We start from the raw sequence: 19,072 nt of genomic DNA, 5'->3' as shown, positions 1-19,072 counted from the left end.
TCGATCTTCTGCCCATTCGTTACAAATCTGCGACATACAACCGAATAATCAATGCTAAAATTATTATCCATAGAATAATACCCCCTTAAAGACACATATTTGACATGGATAAAAATATTTCTGATGGCCTGCCGACGCCCCAGCGCCATGGCGCCATCCTGACCATCATTTTGGGGTTGGCCATGGCGGTCCTCGACGGCGCGATAGCCAACGTCGCGCTGCCGACCATTGCAACGGACCTGAATGCCTCCCCCGCGGCATCGATATGGATAGTCAACGCTTACCAGATAGCCATCGTCATCGCTCTGCTGCCGCTCTCCTTTCTGGGCGACATGTTTGGCTACCGTCGGGTCTACAAAATCGGCCTGGCGCTTTTTACCCTGACCTCGTTAGCCTGCGCCCTCTCCCGTAGCCTGGAGATGCTGACCCTCGCCCGCGTCGCTCAGGGTCTTGGCGGCGCGGCGTTGATGAGCGTGAATACAGCGCTGATCCGCCTTATCTTCCCCCAGCGTTTCCTCGGGCGCGGGATGGGGATTAACTCATTCGTGGTGGCGGTGTCATCGGCGGCAGGTCCGACAATTGCTGCCGCGATCCTCTCAGTCGCCTCCTGGCAATGGCTGTTTTTGATTAATATTCCGCTGGGGATTGTGTCGCTGCTCCTCGCCATGCGTTTTCTGCCCCCCAACACCGGGCGGAGTAAGATCACCCGCTTCGACCTTCCCAGCGCCATTATGAATGCGCTGACTTTTGGCCTGCTGATTACCGCCCTCGGCGGCTTTGCGCAAGGTCAGTCCGGTCAACTGGTGCTGGCTGAAGTGGCCGCGGTCATCGTGATCGGCTTCTTTTTTGTCCGCCGCCAGCTGCAAATGCCGGTGCCGCTGTTACCGATAGATCTGCTGCGGATCCCGCTGTTTTCACTCTCTATCTGCACCTCAATTTGCTCGTTCTGCGCGCAAATGCTGGCGTTGGTCTCCCTGCCCTTCTTCCTGCAGTCAATGCTGGGGCGTAGCGAAGTGGAAACCGGGCTATTGCTGACGCCGTGGCCTCTAGCCACGATGGTGATGGCGCCGCTGGCAGGTTATCTGATTGAGAAAGTCCATGCGGGATTACTTGGCGCGGTCGGCTTGCTGGTAATGGCCGGTGGCCTGTTTGGTCTGGCGCTGTTGCCCGCCTCGCCCTCTGACCTGGATATTATCTGGCGCATGGCGCTGTGCGGTGCCGGTTTTGGTCTGTTCCAGTCGCCGAATAACCACACTATTGTCTCTTCCGCCCCTCGCCATCGCAGCGGCGGCGCCAGCGGCATGTTAGGGACCGCGCGTTTGCTGGGGCAAAGTGCCGGCGCGGCTTTGGTTGCACTGTTCCTGAATTTACAAGGCAACAGCGGCACCCACAGTGCATTGCTGCTGGCCGGCGGACTGGCGGTGATGGCCGCCGCCGTCAGCGGACTTCGGGTCACTCAGCCTCGTCCTGAGTCCTGATCGACGGCGTTCGTGCGGCATAAAAAAACGCGGCCCGGAGGCCGCGTTTTTGTCTGCAAGTACAGTGTTACTTCAGGTATTCACCGCTACGCAGCGCTTCGATACGCTTATCCAACGGCGGGTGAGTCATGAACAGTTCGCTCATAGACTTCGCTTTACCGTTAATGCAGAACGCCATCATGCTGCTGGCTTCCTGCGGCTCGTAGCTGGTTTTCAGACGCTGCAGCGCCGCAATCATTTTCTCACGGCCAACCAGCTTCGCAGAGCCAGCATCGGCGTGGAATTCACGATGACGCGAGAACCACATGGTAATAATGCTCGCCAGAATACCAAACACCAGTTCCAGCACCGTCGCCACCGCGAAGTAAATCAGCGGGTTGCCGTTACTGCTTTCGCTGTCATCACGGTTGCCGCCAAGGAATCCGGCCGCAATCTGCGCGATGACGCGCGAGATAAAGATAACGAAGGTGTTCACCACACCCTGGATCAGGGTCATGGTCACCATGTCACCGTTGGCGATATGGCTGATTTCGTGAGCGATAACGGCTTCGGCTTCGTCACGGCTCATGTTTTGCAGCAGTCCGGTACTGACGGCCACCAGCGACGCATCACGGCGCGCACCGGTCGCGAAAGCATTGATGTCCGGCGCATGGTAAATAGCGACCTGCGGCATACCGATCCCCGCCTGCTGCGCTTGCTGCGAGACGGTATTCATCAGCCAGCGTTCGGTTTCGTTACGCGGCTGCTCAATCACTTCCCCACCCACTGATTTCAGCGCCATCCATTTCGACATCATCAGCGAAACGATCGAGCCACCAAAACCAAAAAGCAGCGCCATGATCAGTAATCCGGTCATGCTGCTTGACTGAATTCCCGTCAGGCTTAGCACCAGCCCGAACACCACCATAACTGCCAGGTTGGTCATCAGGAAAAGCGCGATTCGCATCATAATTTTCTTTTAACCTCGATTTAACAAAACGCACTATGCGATTACCCATATCGTATGGGTAGTAGGCTAATTTTCAACTATCAGCCCCTGCTAAGTCACGAGAAAAACACAACTTTACATTTTGTCGCATTGTTCTGACACCAGCACAGCTTGTTGACATTTTGTATATTCGACGAGGGAATAACCGGCGGGAAGCAGAAAAGAAAACGGGCACATGATTTGTGCCCGTTGGGTACTTATTTCGCTACCGGTGGCTCTACCGCCGGCTGCGCTTTCTCAAGGTGCGCAAGGTCGATCGCGATGTGGACCGTTTCATCGAGATACGGATCCGGCTCCTGGTAATCTTTCGGCAGATCGTCCAGTTTCTTCAGCGCCGGTTTGCCTTCACGCTTCAGACGGTCATTGATCCGCGCCAGGCGGGTCGCATCGTCTTCTTCGTTCTCTTTCTCACGCTGGGCGTAATTCAGAGAGACGATATAACGCTTATCTTTCATTGCGTTATAGCGGGCAATATCCTTCATGATGTACTGGAATTCCGGATCTTTGGCAATGCGTGCATCATGCAGCTTCAGCAGCTCCGGGTCGAAAGGCTGCAAATCACCGGATTTCACGTAGGTCGCGGCATTCACGCTATCCCACGGCAGGGCGTTATCTTCATACTGCTCGCCGGTTTCACGATCTTCGGTACCGGTTGGCATCATGATGTCCGGCGTCACACCTTTACGCTGAGTACTGCCGCCGTTGATGCGGTAGAACTTCTGGATGGTGTACTGTACCGAACCCAGCGCAGGCCAGTCAGGACGCAGCATCTGATCGTAAATACGGTTCAGAGAGCGATACTGCTGAACGGTGCCTTTACCGAAGGTCGGCTCGCCAACGATCAGCCCGCGGCCATAATCCTGCATAGCGGCGGCGAAAATTTCAGACGCGGAAGCACTGAAACGGTCAACCAGCACCACCAGCGGACCTTTGTAATAGACCACGCCATCGGTGTCGCTGTCTTCGCGCACTTTGCCGTTGTTATCACGCACCTGGACTACCGGCCCTGACGGAATGAACAGACCAGAAAGCGAAACCGCTTCGGTCAGTGCCCCACCGCCATTGCTGCGCAGGTCGATAACCACGCTACTGACGTTCTGCTTCTCCAGCTTCTGCAGCTGAACTTTCACATCGTCCGTCAGACCAACATAGAAGCCAGGAATGTCCAGCACGCCGACTTTTTCTTTACCGACGGTTTTCACCGACATTTTCACCGCGCGGTCTTCAAGGCGAATCCGCTCACGGGTCAACGTCACGATGCGGGTTTTTGCGCCCTTGCCAGCCGGCAGAACTTCAAGGCGAACCTTGCTGCCCTTCGGCCCTTTAATCAGGGCAACCACGTCATCCAGACGCCAGCCGATAACATCGACCATGCCTTTTCCAGACTGGCCGACACCAACAATACGATCGCCAACGCTAATTGACTTACTCTTCGCCGCAGGGCCGCCGGCCACCAGCGAGTTGATCACCGTATAGTCGTCGTCCATCTGCAATACCGCACCGATCCCCTCTAACGACAGGCTCATTTCGGTGTTGAACTGCTCAGTATTACGCGGTGACAGATAGTTGGTGTGCGGGTCGATTTCGCGGGCAAACGCGGTCATCACCAGCGAGAACACATCTTCGCTGTTGGATTGCGCCAGGCGGCGAATCGCAAATTTATAACGGCGCGTTAAGGTCTCGCGGATCTCTTTGTCATCTTTGCCAGTGAGCTTCAGGCTCAGCTGGTCAAACTTCACTTTGGCGTCCCACAGCGCATTCAGCTCAGCTTCGTCTTTCGGCCAGGGCGATTTGCTGCGGTCAAGATTGAAGCTATCGTTGCCGGTGAAGTCCATCGGACGTTCCAGCACCTTCAGCGCGTACTGATAACGCTCAAAACGACGCTTCTGCCCCAGGTTATACAGGTCGTAGAATACGTCCAGCTTTCCGGTGCGCAGTTCATCGCCGATTTGATTTTTCTTTGCCGAAAACTGAGCAATATCGCTGGCCAACAGCACGTTGTGGCTGTAGTCCAGCAGGTTCAGATAACGATCGAAAATTTTTGCCGAGAAGGCGTTGTCGAGATCAAACTGCCGGTAGTGAGAACGCGTAAAGCGGGAAGTGACACGTTCACTCACCGTCGCGTGCTGCGGCTCTTCTTTCAGCACCGGTATTTGATCGACTCGGGTAATATCGTCCACGGCGAACGCATGGCCTGCTATTGCTAGCAGGCCCGCAAGCGCGGTGAGCTTAAAGAGTTTGTTCATGCCTGGCCCGGCCTCCGTTTCAGAACACCAGGTGTTCTGCGCGTACAATCATTGACAAACCAGAAGTCAGCTGTACACGAACGCCATCTTTGGTGATTTCCAGAACGGTGGCGTCCATCGCGTTGTTGCCTGCTTTCACCTTCAGCGCCTGACCCACGCTTAACGCGGTCAGATCTGAGACTGGAGTCAGACGCGGCTCTTCACGCGGTGCTTTCGCAACGGCAGGACGCGGCTTACGCTGTTCGGTGCCTTCTTTGCGGCGAACCTGAGGACGTGGCTTACGCTCGCGACGCGCACCCTCTTCCTGCTGACCTGCAGCAGCGGCGGCTTCGCGCTTTTTAGCCTGCTGGCTTGCGCGCTGCGCCTGGACGCGAGCTTTTGCTTCTTCGAGCTGCTGACGGGCATGAGCAACATGCTGCTCTTCCAGTTCACCACACGGGTTGCCATCAAGGTCAACGCGGATAGCGCCTGGTTTAACGCCGTACAGATAACGCCAGCTCGAAGTATAAAGACGTAAAGCGGCACGAAGTTGGGTTTTACTGAGATTCATCTCCCCCCCAACACGCTCAACAAGATCCTGAAAAATACCGACTTTCAGGGGGCGAGCTTCGCCTTCAGCGCTAAAACACTGAGGGAAACGTTCGGCCAGAAACGCGATAACTTCTTTACTGCTATTCAACTTAGGTTGATTTTCCATGAAATTTCCTGATTACAACGGACGTAGCCAACAAGCCGCAGGCATGAACAGGCGACATTATAATGACGCCATCGCTAAATGCTACGTTATCCGTTGATTATCCTGCGACGCGGGCAAATATTTTTTGGTAGTCGGTCGCAGAAATGAGTTTTTCCAGATGCGCGACCAGTTCAGCCAGCCCCTGCTCATCTTCAGCAGTGAAGCGGCCGTACGCGGTACTGTCGATATCCAGAACGCCAATAATCTGGTTGTTCACCTGCAAAGGAAAAACGATTTCCGAATTGCTGGCGGCATCACAGGCAATGTGCCCGTCGAAGGCGTGGACATCTTCCACACGCTGTACGCGGTTTTGCGCAACAGCTGCACCGCAAACCCCACGTCCGACCGGGATCCGCACGCACGCCAGCTTGCCCTGGAATGGGCCCAACACCAGCGTATCGTCTTCAAGCAGGTAGAAGCCTGCCCAGTTGACCTCAGTCAGGCGCTCAAACAACAGCGCGCTGGTATTAGAGATCATCGCCAGAAAACTGGTTTCACCTGCCATTAATGCCTGAAAGTCACGGTTAAGATCCGCGTAAAATTCTGTTTTGTTCATTATGTAATCACTTAGTTGTCTTACTGCCAAATACGTACAGCCTAATAAAATAAGCATTAAATGCGTTCAGGCTCAAGATGAATTCAATCCTGGGTTAAGATAGTGAGATACATTCATCCCTGTACGTAATAAATGCCACTAAAAACACAACCGCTGACACCAGCGAAAAAAATGATCGTGCATGCGGTCAGTAGTCCACTGCCGCAAGCGCATTATCACCGCTGCCCGCAGTGCGATATCCTGTTCAGCCTGCCGGTGCTAAAGCGCCATCAGAGCGCCTGGTGTCCGCGCTGCAATGCGAAGATCCGCGATGGCCGCGACTGGTCGCTCACTCGTCTGGGCTGTATGGCTATCGCCATGCTGCTGCTGATGCCCTTCGCCTGGACTGAACCGCTGCTGCGCCTGCATCTGCTTGGCGTGCGCATCGACGCTAACGTTTTACAGGGCATCTGGCAAATGACCGACCAGGGCGATCCGCTCACCGCCGCGATGGTGCTGTTTTGCGCCATTGGCGCTCCGGCAATCCTGGTCATCGCCATCGCCTACCTGTGGTTGGGAAACGTACTGGGCATGAATCTCCGCCCGGTATTGCTGATGCTGGAAAAGCTCAAAGAGTGGGTGATGCTGGATATTTATCTGGTCGGCATTGGCGTGGCGTCCATCAAGGTGCAGGACTATGCGTTTCTGCAGCCTGGCGTCGGGCTTGTGGCCTTCATTTCACTGACTTTGCTCAGCATTCTGACGATCATTCACATGAATGTGGAAGAGCTCTGGGAGCGCTTTTACCCCCAGCGGCCCGCCCTGCGTCCCGACCCGGCGCTACAGGTGTGTACCGGCTGTCATCACACCGGTTTTCGCGATGCTCGCGGGCGCTGTCGGCGTTGTCATACGCCGTTACACCATCGGCGGCCGCAAAGTCTGCAGCGCAGCTGGGCCGGGTTGATTGCCTCCATGGTCTTTCTGCTGCCCGCAAACCTGCTGCCGATATCGGTCATCTACGTGAACGGCGCGCGGCAGAATGATACGATTCTGTCCGGCATTATGTCGCTGGCAAACAGTAACGTGGCGATCGCCGCCGTGGTGTTTATCGCCAGTATTCTGGTGCCATTTACCAAAGTTATTGTGTTGTTTACGCTGCTGGTCAGCATACAATTCAAGTGCGAGCAGGGTCTGCGCACCCGCATCCTGCTGCTCAGGCTGATTACCTGGATTGGCCGGTGGTCAATGTTAGATCTGTTTGTTATCTCATTAACCATGTCACTGATTAATCGCGACCAACTCCTCGCTTTTACGATGGGGCCCGCTGCGGTATATTTCGGCGCCGCAGTAATATTAACTATCCTTGCTGTTGAATGGCTGGACAGCCGCTTACTTTGGGACGCACATGAGTCAGGAAACGCCGGCTTCACCGACTGAAGCCAGAATTAAAACCAAACGTCGCATCTCACCTTTCTGGCTGCTGCCGGTGATTGCGCTGATGATCGCCAGCTGGCTCATCTGGACCAGCTATAACGATCGCGGAACCACCATTACGATTGATTTCCAGTCGGCCAACGGCATTGTCCCGGGGCGCACCCCTATCCGCTATCAAGGGGTAGAAGTGGGCACCGTTGAAAATATTTCATTAAGCAAAGACCTGAGCAAAATCGAAGTGTCTGCCAGTGTTAAAGGCGACATGAAAGGGGCGCTGCGCCAGGACACTCAGTTCTGGCTGGTGACGCCAAAAGCCTCTCTGGCCGGCGTATCGGGTCTTGATGCCCTGGTTGGCGGCAACTATATCGGAATGATGCCGGGGAAAGGTGAAGCCCAGGACCATTTCGTCGCCCTCGATACCCAGCCGAAATACCGTATCAGCAACGGCGAGCTGATGATTCATCTGCAGGCGCCTGACCTCGGTTCGCTGACCAGCGGCTCGCTGGTCTATTTCCGCAAAATTCCGGTGGGCCGGGTGTACGACTTTGCGCTCAATGCGAACAATCAGGGCGTCAACATCGATGTGCTGATCGAGCGTCGCTTCACCAATCTGGTGAAAAAAGACAGCCGTTTCTGGAATGTCTCCGGTATTAAGGCAGATGTCGGTCTGAGCGGCGCGAAGGTCCAGCTGGAAAGCCTGTCGGCGATGGTCAATGGCGCGATTGCCTTTGACTCACCTGCCAGTTCCCAAAGCGCACCGCAAAATGCCGAATACGGGTTATACGAAGATTTGGCCCACAGCCAGCGCGGGGTGCTGGTGACCCTTGACCTGCCGGGCGGCGAAGGCCTGAAAGCCGGTTCTACCCCCCTGATGTATCAGGGGCTGGAAGTCGGGCAACTGACCAAACTTAACCTCGCTCCCGGCAGTAAAGTCACCGGTGAGATGACGGTCGACCCGAGCGTGGTGACCCTGCTACGGGATAAAACGCTTATTCAGATGAAAAAACCTAAGATTTCGCTGGATAACCCAAGCCTGAGCGCCCTGCTGACCGGTAATACCTTTGAACTGGTGCCCGGCGAAGGGGAAACCCGCAATCATTTCGTGGTTCTGCCGGCAGACAAAGCGCTGCTTGAAGAGCCGGATGTTGCCACCCTCACCCTGACGGCGGCGGAAAGTTACGGTATCGATGCCGGGCAACCGCTGGTGCTGCACGGCGTCAAAGTCGGTCAGGTTCTTGAGCGCAAGCTCACGGCCAAAGGCGTCACCTTCCAGGTCGCGATTAACCCTGAATATCGCGATCTGGTCCGCGGCGACAGTAAGTTTGTCGTCAACAGCCGCCTGGATGTCAAAGTCGGTCTGGACGGCATTAAAGTTCTGGGCGCCAGCGCCAGCGAGTGGGTCGATGGCGGTATCCGCATTATTCCTGGTGACAAAGGGGCAATTCAGTCCAGCTATCCCATGTATGCCAATATGGAAAAAGCGGAAGAAAATAGCCTCAGCGACGTCCCAACCACCACCCTGAGCCTGACGGCGGAGACCTTACCGGACGTGCAGGAAGGCTCGGTTGTGCTGTACCGTAAATTTGCCGTCGGCGAGATTATCTCCGTCAAGCCGCGACGTAATGCCTTCGATATCAACCTGCATATCAAGCCGGAATACCGCCACCTGCTGACCAGCAACAGCGTCTTCTGGGCCGAAGGCGGAGCTAAGGTGCAGCTCGACGGCAACGGTCTGACCGTACAGGCATCTCCGCTGTCCCGCGCCCTGCGAGGAGCTATCAGCTTTGACGAGCTCAGCGGCAACAGCGCCAGCGCCCGGGTGGACAATAAACGCATTCTCTATGCATCAGAAACTGCCGCGCGCGCCGTCGGCGGGCAGATTACATTGCATGCGTTTGACGCCGGCAAAATTTCTGAAGGGATGCCGATTCGCTACCTCGGGATTAACATCGGCCAGATTCAAACCCTGAATCTGATTACCGCGAAAAACGAAGTGCAGGCGAAAGCGGTGCTCTACCCGGAATACGTCAACACCTTCGCCCGCGCCGGGACGCGTTTCTCGGTGATCACGCCGCAAATTTCAGCCGCCGGTGTTGAACATCTGGATACCATTTTCCAGCCTTATATCAACGTCGAACCGGGCCGCGGTTCACCGCGTCGTGATTTTGAGATTCAGGAAACGACCATCAGCGACTCGCGCTATATCGACGGGCTGAGCATCGTAGTTGAAGTGCCGGAGGCAGGTTCACTGGATATCGGTACGCCGGTGCTGTTCCGTGGGCTTGAAGTCGGGACCGTCACCAGCCTGACGCTCGGCTCCATGTCGGATCGGGTGATGGTAAAAATGCGCATCAGTAAACGCTACCAGTACCTGGTGCGCAACAACTCGGTATTCTGGCTCTCTTCCGGCTATAACTTCGACTTTGGCCTGATTGGCGGCGTGGTGAAAACCGGGACGTTCAACCAGTTCATTCGCGGCGGCATCTCCTTTGCGACACCGCCTGGCACGCCGCTGGCGCCGAAGGCTCAGGATGGTAAGCACTTCCTGCTGCTGGAGAGCGAGCCAAAAGAGTGGCGCGAATGGGGCACCGCCCTGCCGCAGTAGTCAACCTAACGCTCCGGTGTCCCCCGCCGGAGCGTTTATGCTAAACTGCGCACCCTTTTTTCTTGTGGTGCGCAGCAGTGGCTCATAACGCAGTCTATTTTCCCGAACAATTCCTCGCCCAAATGCGTGACGCGATGCCCGCGCATCTCTCCTTCGATGATTTTATCGCCGCCTGCCAGCGCCCGCTGCGCCGCAGCCTGCGTGTCAACACGCTGAAAATCACCGTTGCCGATTTTCTGCAACTGGTCGCGCCTTACGGTTGGCAACTGACGCCGATCCCGTGGTGCGAAGAAGGTTTTTGGATCGAACGGGACGATGAAGACGCCCTGCCGCTGGGCAGCACCGCCGAGCACCTGGGCGGCCTGTTTTATATTCAGGAAGCCAGCTCCATGCTGCCGGTTGCCGCGCTGTTTGCCGATGGCGAGATGCCGCAGCGGGTGATGGATGTCGCCGCCGCGCCGGGGTCGAAAACCACCCAGATCGCCGCCCGCATGGGCAACGAAGGCGGGATCCTGGCCAATGAATTTTCCGCCAGCCGGGTGAAGGTTCTGCATGCCAATATCAGCCGCTGTGGCATCAGCAACGTGGCGCTGACCCACTTTGACGGCCGGGTATTTGGTGCCGCGCTGCCGGAGTGTTTCGATGCCATTCTGCTCGACGCCCCCTGCTCCGGCGAAGGCGTGGTGCGTAAAGATCCTGACGCCTTAAAAAACTGGTCGCCGGAAAGCAACCAGCAGATCGCCGACACCCAGCGAGAGTTAATCGACAGCGCCTTTCATGCGCTGCGCCCCGGCGGCACCCTGGTTTACTCCACCTGCACCCTCAACCAGCAGGAAAACGAAGCCGTCGTACAGTGGCTGCTAGCGCGTTACCCCGAGGCGGTTGAAGTACTGCCGCTTGACGGACTGTTCCCGCAGGCCGCAGAGGCCTTAACCGCCGAGGGTTTTCTCCACGTCTTCCCGCAGATTTTCGACTGCGAAGGCTTTTTTGTCGCCAGACTGCGCAAAACCGCCGCCATTGAAGCGCTGCCTGCTCCCGGCTACAAAGTCGGCAAGTTTCCGTTTTCACCGCTGAAGGGCCGGGAAAGCGCCGCCGTTAGCGCAGCGGCCGCCGCCGTCGGCCTGCACTGGGACGACAGCCATAACCTGTGGCAGCGCGACAAAGAAATCTGGCTGTTCCCGAAAGCGCTGGAGTCGTTGATAGGCCAGGTCCGTTTTTCACGCATTGGCCTGCGTCTGGCAGAGACCCACAACAAGGGATATCGCTGGCAGCATGAAGCGGTGATCGCTCTGGCCGCGCCGGACGCCCCTTTCGAACTGACCCAGGCGGAAGCCGAAGAGTGGTACCGGGGCCGCGATGTTTACCCCGAGACGCCACCGCGCCAGGATGAAGTCATCGTCACTTTCCAGGGCGCCACTCTGGGGCTGGCGAAAAAGGTGGGTTCGCGGCTGAAAAACAGCTATCCGCGCGAACTGGTGCGCGACGGGAAACTTTTTGCCGGCCAGGCGTGATCGAGTGCAAAAATACCGCACTTTTTGACTGGCGATTTACGCCCCATTGTCTACGCTGAAAAATGTCGGCCTTAACTGGTCGTACCACAATTCAGCAGATCAATGGGGTGAGTGTATGAGCAAAACCAGCATACGTATCGGCGCGTTTGAGATAGACGATGCCGAACTGCACGGTGAACAGCAGGGCGAGCGAACGTTAAGTATTCCTTGTAAATCCGACCCGGATTTATGCATGCAGCTGGATGGCTGGGACACTGAAACCAGCGTACCCGCGATTCTTGATGGCCAACATTCCGTTCTCTACCGTAAACATTACGATCAACAATCCGATGCCTGGGTCATGCGCGTAGCCTGATTCAAAAAGAACCCGTCGCCTGAGACGGGTTATTTATCCCCGCTGCTTCTGAACTACCCTATACTGATTAACAAACCCGGACATGAGGCCAGGATGTTTGCCTTAGTTTTGTTTATTTGTTACCTGGATGGTGGTTGCGAGGATATTGTCGTGGATGTTTACGATAACGAACCCCGGTGCCTGGTCGCCATGGACGATCAGCGAATACGCCACGGAGGCTGCTTCCCCGTCGAGGATTTTGTCGATAGCTTCTGGCAACCTGCCAGCGAATACAGCGATTTTTAAATCCCTTATTGCAGCTGCACCAGCGTCAGCTCGCCGCCAAATACCGCCCCGGTATCGATGTAATGCTGATTATCGCTGTCATAGCGCTGCTGCAACGGCGTATGGCCAAACCAGAAATGATCCGCCCCATCAATCGCGCCATGCCGCCCGGCAAGATGATCGGTGAGACGCTGGCGGTTCCACAGTACCTGCTGTTCATCCACCGGCTGTAGCCAGCGGTAACGTTGTGCCGGATAGTCGGCGTGGGCCACAATATGCCGCGTCGATCCGCAGTTTAGCTCGACGATCGACGGCAGCTGGCGACAACATGCGAAAAGCGCATCGACCTGCTGGCGCTCGGCTCGCGAACTCGCCTGATACCACTGACCGCCGTTCATCATCCACAGCATTTGCTCTCCCTGCTCTTGTGCATCCAGCGCCATCTGTTCGTGATTGCCGCGCACCGCGAGAAACCAACGGCAGCCCAGCAGCCCCAGACATTTCGCGCTTTGTGGGCCGCGGTCGATCAGGTCCCCCACCGAGATCAGAAGATCCTGGTAGGGGTCGAATTTTAGGTGACGCAGTCGGGCCATCAGCAGGGAAAAGCAGCCGTGCAGGTCGCCAACCACCCAGATATAGCGCCAGGATGAGCCATCAATACGCTGATACATATTTTATACCCGTCATATTTCAAGTTGCATGAGCGTTGGCTTTACTCACGCACCCCAGTCACTTACTTCAGTAAGCTCCTGGGGATTCGTTGCGTCGCCGCCTTCCTGCAACTCGAACTATTTAGGGTATATCCTCCCAAAACATTTATCGTTAATTATCGTTCATAAGAGCCCTTCCAGCCACCTCAATCAAATTTAAACGAAACACAAATATAGTCTTCCGGGATATTAATCTCTCCGCAAGCAGCCCTTAAAATAGGGGCTAAATAACGACGAGGTATTTTATCGTGACGGACAATAGCCTGCATTCAGTCTACACCCAACAGCCATCCACAAATTTGATTGCCGATCTGGTGATGGGCAGAGTTATTCCCGCTCCGATCTGGCACAAGCGGCAATATCGCGTTAAGTTTTTGCTGCGCACGCTTTTATTTTATACCCCGACCCGGGAGATGTTAGATAATCTTTCGCTACGTCCTGATTTTAAACAGCTGCTTGCCGCACAGGTGACGCTACCGGGGAAAGTCCATCGCCAGTATCTGACCCGGGGACTCAACGCCCGCCAGCGCGCCCAGGCAATAATCAGCCACTATCAGTTTGTCGATTCACTCTCCGGCACGCCGCTGGCCGCCGCCATGACCTCTGCTAAAGAGATGCCATTGCTCGAGTTGCAGGGCAAAGATGAGGCCCGCTTCACCCTGTCGGCCTCCTCCGCCGGTAAAGCCGAGCGTGAAGGCGAAACCACGCTATGGCTGCGCGATGGCAACCAGACGCTGCTGGCCAGCGCAACGTTCAGCATCGTGCGCCAGCAGGATCGCTGGCACCTGGTTATCGGTGGCCTTCAGGGGCCGCGGCGCAACGTCTCCCATGAGGTGATTAAGCTCGCTACCCGCGCCTGCTACGGGCTGTTCCCGAAGCGCCTGCTGCTGGAGTTTATCTGGGCGCTGGCGGCCCGAAGCGATATCCAGGCCATTGATGGCGTGAGCGATAACGGCCATGTTTTCCGCGCGCTGCGCTATCGTCTGAGCAAAGGTCGTCATTTTCACGCCAGCTATGACGAGTTCTGGCGCTCGATTGACGGCGTACCGGCAGATGGCTGGAGCTGGCGTTTACCGCTGCGGCTGGAACGAAAATCACTGGACGACATTGCCAGCAAAAAACGGGCAGAGTACCGCCGTCGTTTTCAGTTGCTTGATGATTTGGCCGCGCAGGTCACCAGGCTCACGTCCCGCCTTTAATGGCGTGGGCCCGGTTTAAATCAAATAAACGCCGTTTTGCGCAACGGCGTTTGCATCCTGCACCGTGGTTTCGTTACTATCGTACCTTCATCGTTTCCGTTCAGGTAGCCATTGAAGTTATGAGTAAAGCAGAAGCCGTGCTGTTGGCTATCCTTTTAATTATTTTGACGGCTTCCCTGTGGTTTATTTTCAGCGGTGAAATCTGGTCCCTTGTCAGTTATCTGGAGACACAGCTATACCCCACGTTGGTCGCGCCAGAATAAATAGTTTTCATATTACAGTTCAACCGTCTGTTTCTTGCACCCGCCATATCATTCATTCCCGAACAAATGAAAATGAATAAAAATGACTCACCAATATCGTTTTATTCATCCAAACCTGACTACTCCAGCAAATTTCAGACAGCTCTTCGCCTATGAATCATCTGGTTAGAACCTAACGCCTTAACTAGAACCCCATTTTTGTCCAATTTTTTTGTTCTGAAATTTGCACCAGATACAGGTTTTTAAAAATTTTAAGAAAGCTCGCAGTATCAAAACGGCAAACAAAGAAACAAAAACCCACAAAGATACCATTAAACACACAAAAACAACCACTAAACATTAAATAATCCAGCATAAAAAACCACAAACAAAGAAAAAATCAATGCATTATATAAAATTACCCTTATCTGCTATTAGTCGTTATACGTTAAAAAATAAAAACCAACCTTAGTAATTGGTTTAGAAGAATTCTCGTTGTGTTTCTCTCTGCGGCTTTCACATTTAAAGAGGTTCGCCATGAACGTCAAAACGATGACAGGCAGCGTATTAAGTGGCTTGTTCGGCGCCATTGTTGTGACTCAATCTGCATTTGCACTCCCATTAGAGACCGGCACATTAACCGGTCAGGTGGGGGTACAGCTTACTATCGGAGACGGGTGTACGGTAAAGAATGGTACCAGCGCCACTGGCACCAACAGCTGGGGCACCATTGATTTCGGCAGCTATAGCGATCTGGTCAACGCTATTGACGCCGATATGTTAGGGAGCTCTGGGGCCAATGCGGTCTCAGTAACCTGCAGCGACGGTCTCAATTCAACGTTAACCCTTAATGGCGGGGAGCATAGCGGCTCAGGAACGGTAAGGAGGCTGGAGAACGCCGATGGCGATCAGATTCCCTACCGCCTCTACTCGGACAGCAGCCGCCTCACTGAAGTCACGCCTGATGGCGAGATTGCCATTGTGGGCACAGGCATCGCGCAGAACATTCCGATCTATGCGCGTATTCTGCCAGTAGATCAGGGCGCTGTAACCGCGCCGTCTCCAGGTTTGTATCAAGATATGGTTATCGCCACCCTGACCTGGTAACGGCACGAGGAAATGGACGTCATGGTACGATCGGAGTGGTTGTTTTTTCTCATGCTCGTTAGCGCAGGCGCTTGCGCTGATGTCGCCCAGAAGAGTTTTAAAGTCTCGGCGCAAATTACGACAGGCTGCTTATTAGGCAGCAGCGGTGCTCCAACGGCGGATTTCGGCACGCTAAGCTTCGGGTCGATGTCCTCTCTGTACAATAACGTCGATGTTGCCAGCTCCTCAGGGGCTGGCTCTATTGTCGTCGCCTGCACGCCAGGAATGGCTATCTCAATCGCCCTCGATTATGGCGTCAACGGTGGCTCAGCCACTCAGCGTTACCTGGCAAACGGTAGCGGTAATACCCTTGCCTATCAGCTCTTTCAGGATACCAACCGCTCCAACGTATGGGGAACTAACGCCCTGGCGTACAGCGTTGCTTCATTTCCGAACACCACCCAAACCTATACGGTTTATGGCCGCCTTTTTGCCACGAATGGCTTCCCGGCGCAGGGTTCGTATACCGATACCGTCACGGTCACACTGACATATTAGATAATAAGCAGGTTATATATGATTCGCAGTAGTGTTGCCCTGTTGTTGCTTTCCTCATCGCTATTCTCTGCCGCCCATGCCGCCAGTTCCGTTCTGGTGTGGCCGATTTTTCAAACCATCAGCGACAACGAAAAAGGCTCTGAACTTTGGCTGGAAAATCGCGGTACTGCCCCGGTCAATCTGCAGTTACGGATTTTCTCCTGGGATCAGAAAGATTCTTCTGACGCCTACGCCGATCAAAGCGAGGTGGTTGCCAGCCCTCCGTTCACCACCGTACAACCTGGACAGCGCCAATTGGTGCGTCTGATGCGCATCGCGCCCGTCGCCAGCGGCAAAGAAAAATCGTATCGCATCGTGATTGATGAAGTTCCATCTAACCAACCGACGGTTCAGACGGAGAAAAGCTCTGCCGGGTTGAAAATGCGTATGCGTTACGTGCTGCCGCTATTTACCTATGGACAGGGTCTCTCTCCGCTGAAGCTCGAAAGCCCCGTCGAACCAGTAAGAGCAAACCTGGGCTGGACGCTTTCAAGCCAGCAGGGTCGCCAGATGCTGTGTATTAAAAATTCAGGCAACCAGCATGCGAGACTTAGCGATGTGTACTGGGCTAAAAACGCAGGTAAGCGGGAAGCCACCCAAACCCAGGGACTGCTCGGCTATGTGCTGGCGCAGCGCAATGTCTGCTTCCCGGTGGCAAGCAAAACGTCAGTATCAGGAGGCCAGCGACTGTTCGCCAAATTAACCGACAATAGCCAGGCGGTGGAAATTCCGGCCATCCATTGATTATGCGGCTCCTGGCAGGGACGGCAACGGGGGGACTGCTGGCAATCGCATCGTCGACCAGCCATGCGGCAACCTACGACAGCTTACCGGCACCGATGGCTTCATTTAGCCCGAAGCTGGAGTATGTGCTGTATCTGGGGCTGTCCGTAAATGGCAATACTCTGGCTGGCACGGTTCCGGTAAAAGTGAGCAACGATCGCTATTGGGTTTCAGCCTCCGTGTTAAGGCAGGCCTACATTCCCCTTCCGGAAGGTGAAGCCCTGGTTGATGTTTCGCAGATCCCTTCGGTGCAGTTCGAGTACGATCAGGCCGGGCAAATGCTCAAGCTGAAAGTTCCCGATAGCTGGCTACCGGAACAGCGGATTGATAACACCGGCGAGCAAAATTACCATCGGCCGCTCAGTACGCCAGGGCTGCTCTTCAACTATGACTCTTACAGCCTCGTCTCGTCTGACAATAGCAAAACCACCAGCACCTCAACGGAAACACGCTTTTTCGGGGCAGCAGGTACCTTTTCCAACTTCGCCGTGATCCGGCAGAACTGGTCTTCAGGGAACGCTGAACAGCAGGGCTATATCCGCTACGACACCCTGTGGAAATATAGCGATACCGAGCGAATGCTGAGCTATCAGGCAGGCGATGTGGTGAGCGATGCCCTAACCTGGAGCAGCTCTGTCCGCCTTGGCGGCCTGCGTTTTAGCCGTAACTTCAGCGTTCGTCCGGATTTGGTGACCTATCCGCTGCTCAATCTGTCGGGCAGCGCGGAAGTCCCTTCGAGCGTGGATCTCTTTATCAATGGTTATAAGGCCAGCTCAACCCAGATCAACGGCGGCCCCTATACCCTGACGAACGTGCCCTATATCAGCGGTGCGGGCGAGGCAACGGTGGTAACCACCGATGCCCTGGGCCGCCAGGTGACCACCAGCGTTCCCTTTTACGTCTCGAATACCCTGCTACGTGAGGGTCTGAGTGATTTCGACTTTTCTATCGGCGCGCTACGCAATAACTACGGAATCAAAAATGCTGACTATGGCGCCGGCGCGGTCAGCGCCATTTACCGTTACGGCGTGAGCAACTGGTTAACGCTATCAACACACACCGAGAACCGCGAAGGGCTCGCCAATGCGGGTATCGGCAGCGATATTAGCGTCGGAACGTTAGGCACCTTAAGCCTCTCTGCGAGCGCCAGCCAGGGAGAGGGAAACGGTAACCAGTTGACCTCGGGCTATTCCTATTACAGCGGTATTTGGGGGCTGAATTATCAGCATATTCAGCGCAGCGCCGATTTCGATAACCTCAGCAGCTATCGTTCGACCTCAACCCTCAGCCGCCAGTCAGATCAGGCGACCTTAAGTTTCAGCCCGTGGGGCCGTGTGCTGGGATCATTCAGCCTGGGCTACTTCGATATCCAGGCGCAGGACAGTAGCCGTACCCGCCTGATGAACCTGTCGTGGAGTCGGGGATTGTGGAAAAACAGCAGTGTTAATATCAGCGTTAACCACGATCTGCAGGCGAACTCTTATTCCAGCATGCTGCAGCTGATTATCCCGTTTGATGAGCTGGGTAGCGTACAAATCAGCGGGCAACGATCCAGTTCAGGCGAATGGGGGCAAAACATCGCCTACAACCGCTCAGCCCCGGTAGAGGGCGGACTCGGCTGGAATCTCGCCCATTCCATAAGCGGTGATAATTATAGCCAGGCCGATCTTACGTGGGTCAATAAGCTAGCAACCTTAAGCGGTGGTTATTACGGCTCACGCGACGATCGTCACGGCTGGTTTGAAGCTGCGGGCTCGGTGGTGCTGATGGATAACAGCCTGTTTTTCGCCCGCCGAATTAACGATGCGTTTATCGTCGTGTCGACCGATGGCTACCCTGACGTCACGGTGAATTATGAAAACCGCAAAGTGGGTGCCACCGATAAGAATGGCCATCTTCTTATTCCATGGGCTACGGCGTGGTACCCGGGCAAAGTGACGCTGGATACCCTGCCCCTGCCCACGGATACCGAAGTTCCAATGGTGGAACAGCGGATCGCCGTACGGGAGTCCAGCGGCGCGCTGGTGGAATTCCCGGTCCGCCGGGTTCGCTCGGCCACGATCACGTTGGTCGATGGTGCCGGCCAGCCTTTAGCACTCGGTACCCCGGTAGAGGAAACCACCAGTCATCAGGTCAGCGTAGTGGGATATGACGGTATCGTCTGGCTTTCACACCTCAACAGAGAGAATAAGCTGGTTATCAATGCCGACAAAGGCCAGTGCGTTGTGCACTTTAAACTGCCCGAACAAACCCCTGTCCCGCAGCGGGTGGGGCCAATCAGTTGCCAATGAAAAACGCGGAGA

Annotated in this window: 17 protein-coding genes; 12 read left to right on the top strand and 5 right to left on the bottom strand. The window is 55.1% G+C overall.

Going from position 1 to position 19,072, the window contains the following annotated elements; genetic code table 11:
- Positions 1-104 precede the first annotated feature (104 nt).
- A complete protein-coding gene (locus tag HF679_RS03020; RefSeq protein ID WP_123754875.1) occupies positions 105-1,478 on the top strand; it encodes an MFS transporter in 1,374 nt (457 codons plus the stop codon).
- Positions 1,479-1,545: 67 nt separating this feature from the next.
- Here the strand turns inward: HF679_RS03020 and htpX are convergent, their stop codons facing one another.
- The 4 genes from htpX to HF679_RS03000 form a co-directional block, all read right to left on the bottom strand.
- A complete protein-coding gene (gene htpX, locus HF679_RS03015) occupies positions 1,546-2,427 on the bottom strand; it encodes a protease HtpX (protein ID WP_123754876.1) in 882 nt (293 codons plus the stop codon).
- Positions 2,428-2,663: 236 nt separating this feature from the next.
- The gene (gene prc / locus HF679_RS03010; RefSeq protein WP_123754877.1) at positions 2,664-4,712 is read right to left on the bottom strand and encodes a carboxy terminal-processing peptidase; all 2,049 of its coding nucleotides are present in this window, start codon (positions 4,710-4,712) and stop codon (positions 2,664-2,666) included.
- A gap of 19 nt (positions 4,713-4,731) precedes the next feature.
- Complete coding sequence (gene proQ, locus HF679_RS03005; protein WP_123754878.1) at positions 4,732-5,409, bottom strand: RNA chaperone ProQ; 678 nt, start codon at positions 5,407-5,409, stop codon at positions 4,732-4,734.
- A 97-nt stretch (positions 5,410-5,506) separates the two neighbouring features.
- Positions 5,507-6,004, bottom strand: coding sequence for a GAF domain-containing protein (locus tag HF679_RS03000; RefSeq protein WP_123754879.1), 498 nt, complete (start codon positions 6,002-6,004; stop codon positions 5,507-5,509).
- 132 nt (positions 6,005-6,136) lie between these two features.
- On the opposite strand from HF679_RS03000, the gene yebS reads away from it, so the two are divergent.
- From yebS to HF679_RS02975, 5 genes are all read left to right on the top strand, one after another.
- The gene (gene yebS / locus HF679_RS02995) at positions 6,137-7,420 is read left to right on the top strand and encodes a membrane integrity lipid transport subunit YebS (RefSeq protein WP_123754880.1); all 1,284 of its coding nucleotides are present in this window, start codon (positions 6,137-6,139) and stop codon (positions 7,418-7,420) included.
- Complete coding sequence (locus HF679_RS02990) at positions 7,389-10,022, top strand: PqiB family protein (RefSeq protein ID WP_187042596.1); 2,634 nt, start codon at positions 7,389-7,391, stop codon at positions 10,020-10,022. Before yebS ends, HF679_RS02990 begins: the two co-directional genes overlap by 32 nt.
- Positions 10,023-10,099: 77 nt before the next feature.
- Positions 10,100-11,533 carry a 16S rRNA (cytosine(1407)-C(5))-methyltransferase RsmF gene (gene rsmF / locus HF679_RS02985; RefSeq protein WP_187042595.1) on the top strand — a complete coding sequence of 478 codons (1,434 nt, stop codon included), beginning with the start codon at positions 10,100-10,102 and terminating at the stop codon, positions 11,531-11,533.
- Positions 11,534-11,648: 115 nt separating this feature from the next.
- A complete protein-coding gene (locus HF679_RS02980) occupies positions 11,649-11,888 on the top strand; it encodes a YebV family protein (protein ID WP_154144702.1) in 240 nt (79 codons plus the stop codon).
- Between the two features lie 93 nt (positions 11,889-11,981).
- On the top strand, positions 11,982-12,173 hold the full coding sequence (locus HF679_RS02975; protein WP_123754884.1) for a YebW family protein: 192 nt from the start codon (positions 11,982-11,984) through the stop codon (positions 12,171-12,173).
- Positions 12,174-12,178: 5 nt separating this feature from the next.
- On the opposite strand, the gene pphA is transcribed toward HF679_RS02975, so the two are convergent.
- The gene (gene pphA / locus HF679_RS02970; protein WP_123754885.1) at positions 12,179-12,823 is read right to left on the bottom strand and encodes a protein-serine/threonine phosphatase; all 645 of its coding nucleotides are present in this window, start codon (positions 12,821-12,823) and stop codon (positions 12,179-12,181) included.
- Positions 12,824-13,089: 266 nt separating this feature from the next.
- Between pphA and HF679_RS02965 the strand changes: the two genes are divergently transcribed.
- The 6 genes from HF679_RS02965 (at position 13,090) to HF679_RS02940 (ending at position 19,060) form a co-directional block, all read left to right on the top strand.
- Positions 13,090-14,061, top strand: coding sequence for a VirK/YbjX family protein (locus tag HF679_RS02965; RefSeq protein WP_261803012.1), 972 nt, complete (start codon positions 13,090-13,092; stop codon positions 14,059-14,061).
- The gene (locus HF679_RS24995; RefSeq protein WP_123754887.1) at positions 14,061-14,324 is read left to right on the top strand and encodes an Ecr family regulatory small membrane protein; all 264 of its coding nucleotides are present in this window, start codon (positions 14,061-14,063) and stop codon (positions 14,322-14,324) included. Before HF679_RS02965 ends, HF679_RS24995 begins: the two co-directional genes overlap by 1 nt.
- Positions 14,325-14,840: 516 nt before the next feature.
- Positions 14,841-15,410 carry a spore coat U domain-containing protein gene (locus HF679_RS02955; protein ID WP_123754888.1) on the top strand — a complete coding sequence of 190 codons (570 nt, stop codon included), beginning with the start codon at positions 14,841-14,843 and terminating at the stop codon, positions 15,408-15,410.
- 21 nt (positions 15,411-15,431) lie between these two features.
- On the top strand, positions 15,432-15,947 hold the full coding sequence (locus HF679_RS02950) for a spore coat U domain-containing protein (protein ID WP_123754889.1): 516 nt from the start codon (positions 15,432-15,434) through the stop codon (positions 15,945-15,947).
- An 18-nt stretch (positions 15,948-15,965) separates the two neighbouring features.
- A complete protein-coding gene (locus tag HF679_RS02945) occupies positions 15,966-16,730 on the top strand; it encodes a molecular chaperone (RefSeq protein ID WP_123754890.1) in 765 nt (254 codons plus the stop codon).
- A gap of 2 nt (positions 16,731-16,732) precedes the next feature.
- Entirely contained in the window at positions 16,733-19,060 is a 2,328-nt protein-coding gene (locus HF679_RS02940) for a fimbria/pilus outer membrane usher protein (RefSeq protein WP_123754891.1), read from the top strand.
- Positions 19,061-19,072: the final 12 nt, after the last annotated feature.

This window comes from Enterobacter sp. JUb54 (genome assembly GCF_014298075.1).
Taxonomy (GTDB): Bacteria; Pseudomonadota; Gammaproteobacteria; order Enterobacterales; family Enterobacteriaceae; genus Klebsiella; species Klebsiella lignicola.
This window is presented reverse-complemented; position numbering and strand designations above follow the sequence as displayed.

Bases quoted from the DNA above. Each gene is read 5' to 3' on its own strand.
- HF679_RS03020 (WP_123754875.1), top strand. From the start codon at position 105: ATGGATAAAAATATTTCTGATGGCCTGCCGACGCCCCAGCGCCATGGC.
- htpX (WP_123754876.1), bottom strand. From the start codon at position 2,427: ATGATGCGAATCGCGCTTTTCCTGATGACCAACCTGGCAGTTATGGTG.
- prc (WP_123754877.1), bottom strand. From the start codon at position 4,712: ATGAACAAACTCTTTAAGCTCACCGCGCTTGCGGGCCTGCTAGCAATA.
- proQ (WP_123754878.1), bottom strand. From the start codon at position 5,409: ATGGAAAATCAACCTAAGTTGAATAGCAGTAAAGAAGTTATCGCGTTT.
- HF679_RS03000 (WP_123754879.1), bottom strand. From the start codon at position 6,004: ATGAACAAAACAGAATTTTACGCGGATCTTAACCGTGACTTTCAGGCA.
- yebS (WP_123754880.1), top strand. From the start codon at position 6,137: ATGCCACTAAAAACACAACCGCTGACACCAGCGAAAAAAATGATCGTG.
- HF679_RS02990 (WP_187042596.1), top strand. From the start codon at position 7,389: ATGAGTCAGGAAACGCCGGCTTCACCGACTGAAGCCAGAATTAAAACC.
- HF679_RS02980 (WP_154144702.1), top strand. From the start codon at position 11,649: ATGAGCAAAACCAGCATACGTATCGGCGCGTTTGAGATAGACGATGCC.
- HF679_RS02975 (WP_123754884.1), top strand. From the start codon at position 11,982: ATGTTTGCCTTAGTTTTGTTTATTTGTTACCTGGATGGTGGTTGCGAG.
- pphA (WP_123754885.1), bottom strand. From the start codon at position 12,823: ATGTATCAGCGTATTGATGGCTCATCCTGGCGCTATATCTGGGTGGTT.
- HF679_RS24995 (WP_123754887.1), top strand. From the start codon at position 14,061: ATGGCGTGGGCCCGGTTTAAATCAAATAAACGCCGTTTTGCGCAACGG.
- HF679_RS02955 (WP_123754888.1), top strand. From the start codon at position 14,841: ATGAACGTCAAAACGATGACAGGCAGCGTATTAAGTGGCTTGTTCGGC.
- HF679_RS02950 (WP_123754889.1), top strand. From the start codon at position 15,432: ATGGTACGATCGGAGTGGTTGTTTTTTCTCATGCTCGTTAGCGCAGGC.
- HF679_RS02945 (WP_123754890.1), top strand. From the start codon at position 15,966: ATGATTCGCAGTAGTGTTGCCCTGTTGTTGCTTTCCTCATCGCTATTC.
- HF679_RS02940 (WP_123754891.1), top strand. From the start codon at position 16,733: ATGCGGCTCCTGGCAGGGACGGCAACGGGGGGACTGCTGGCAATCGCA.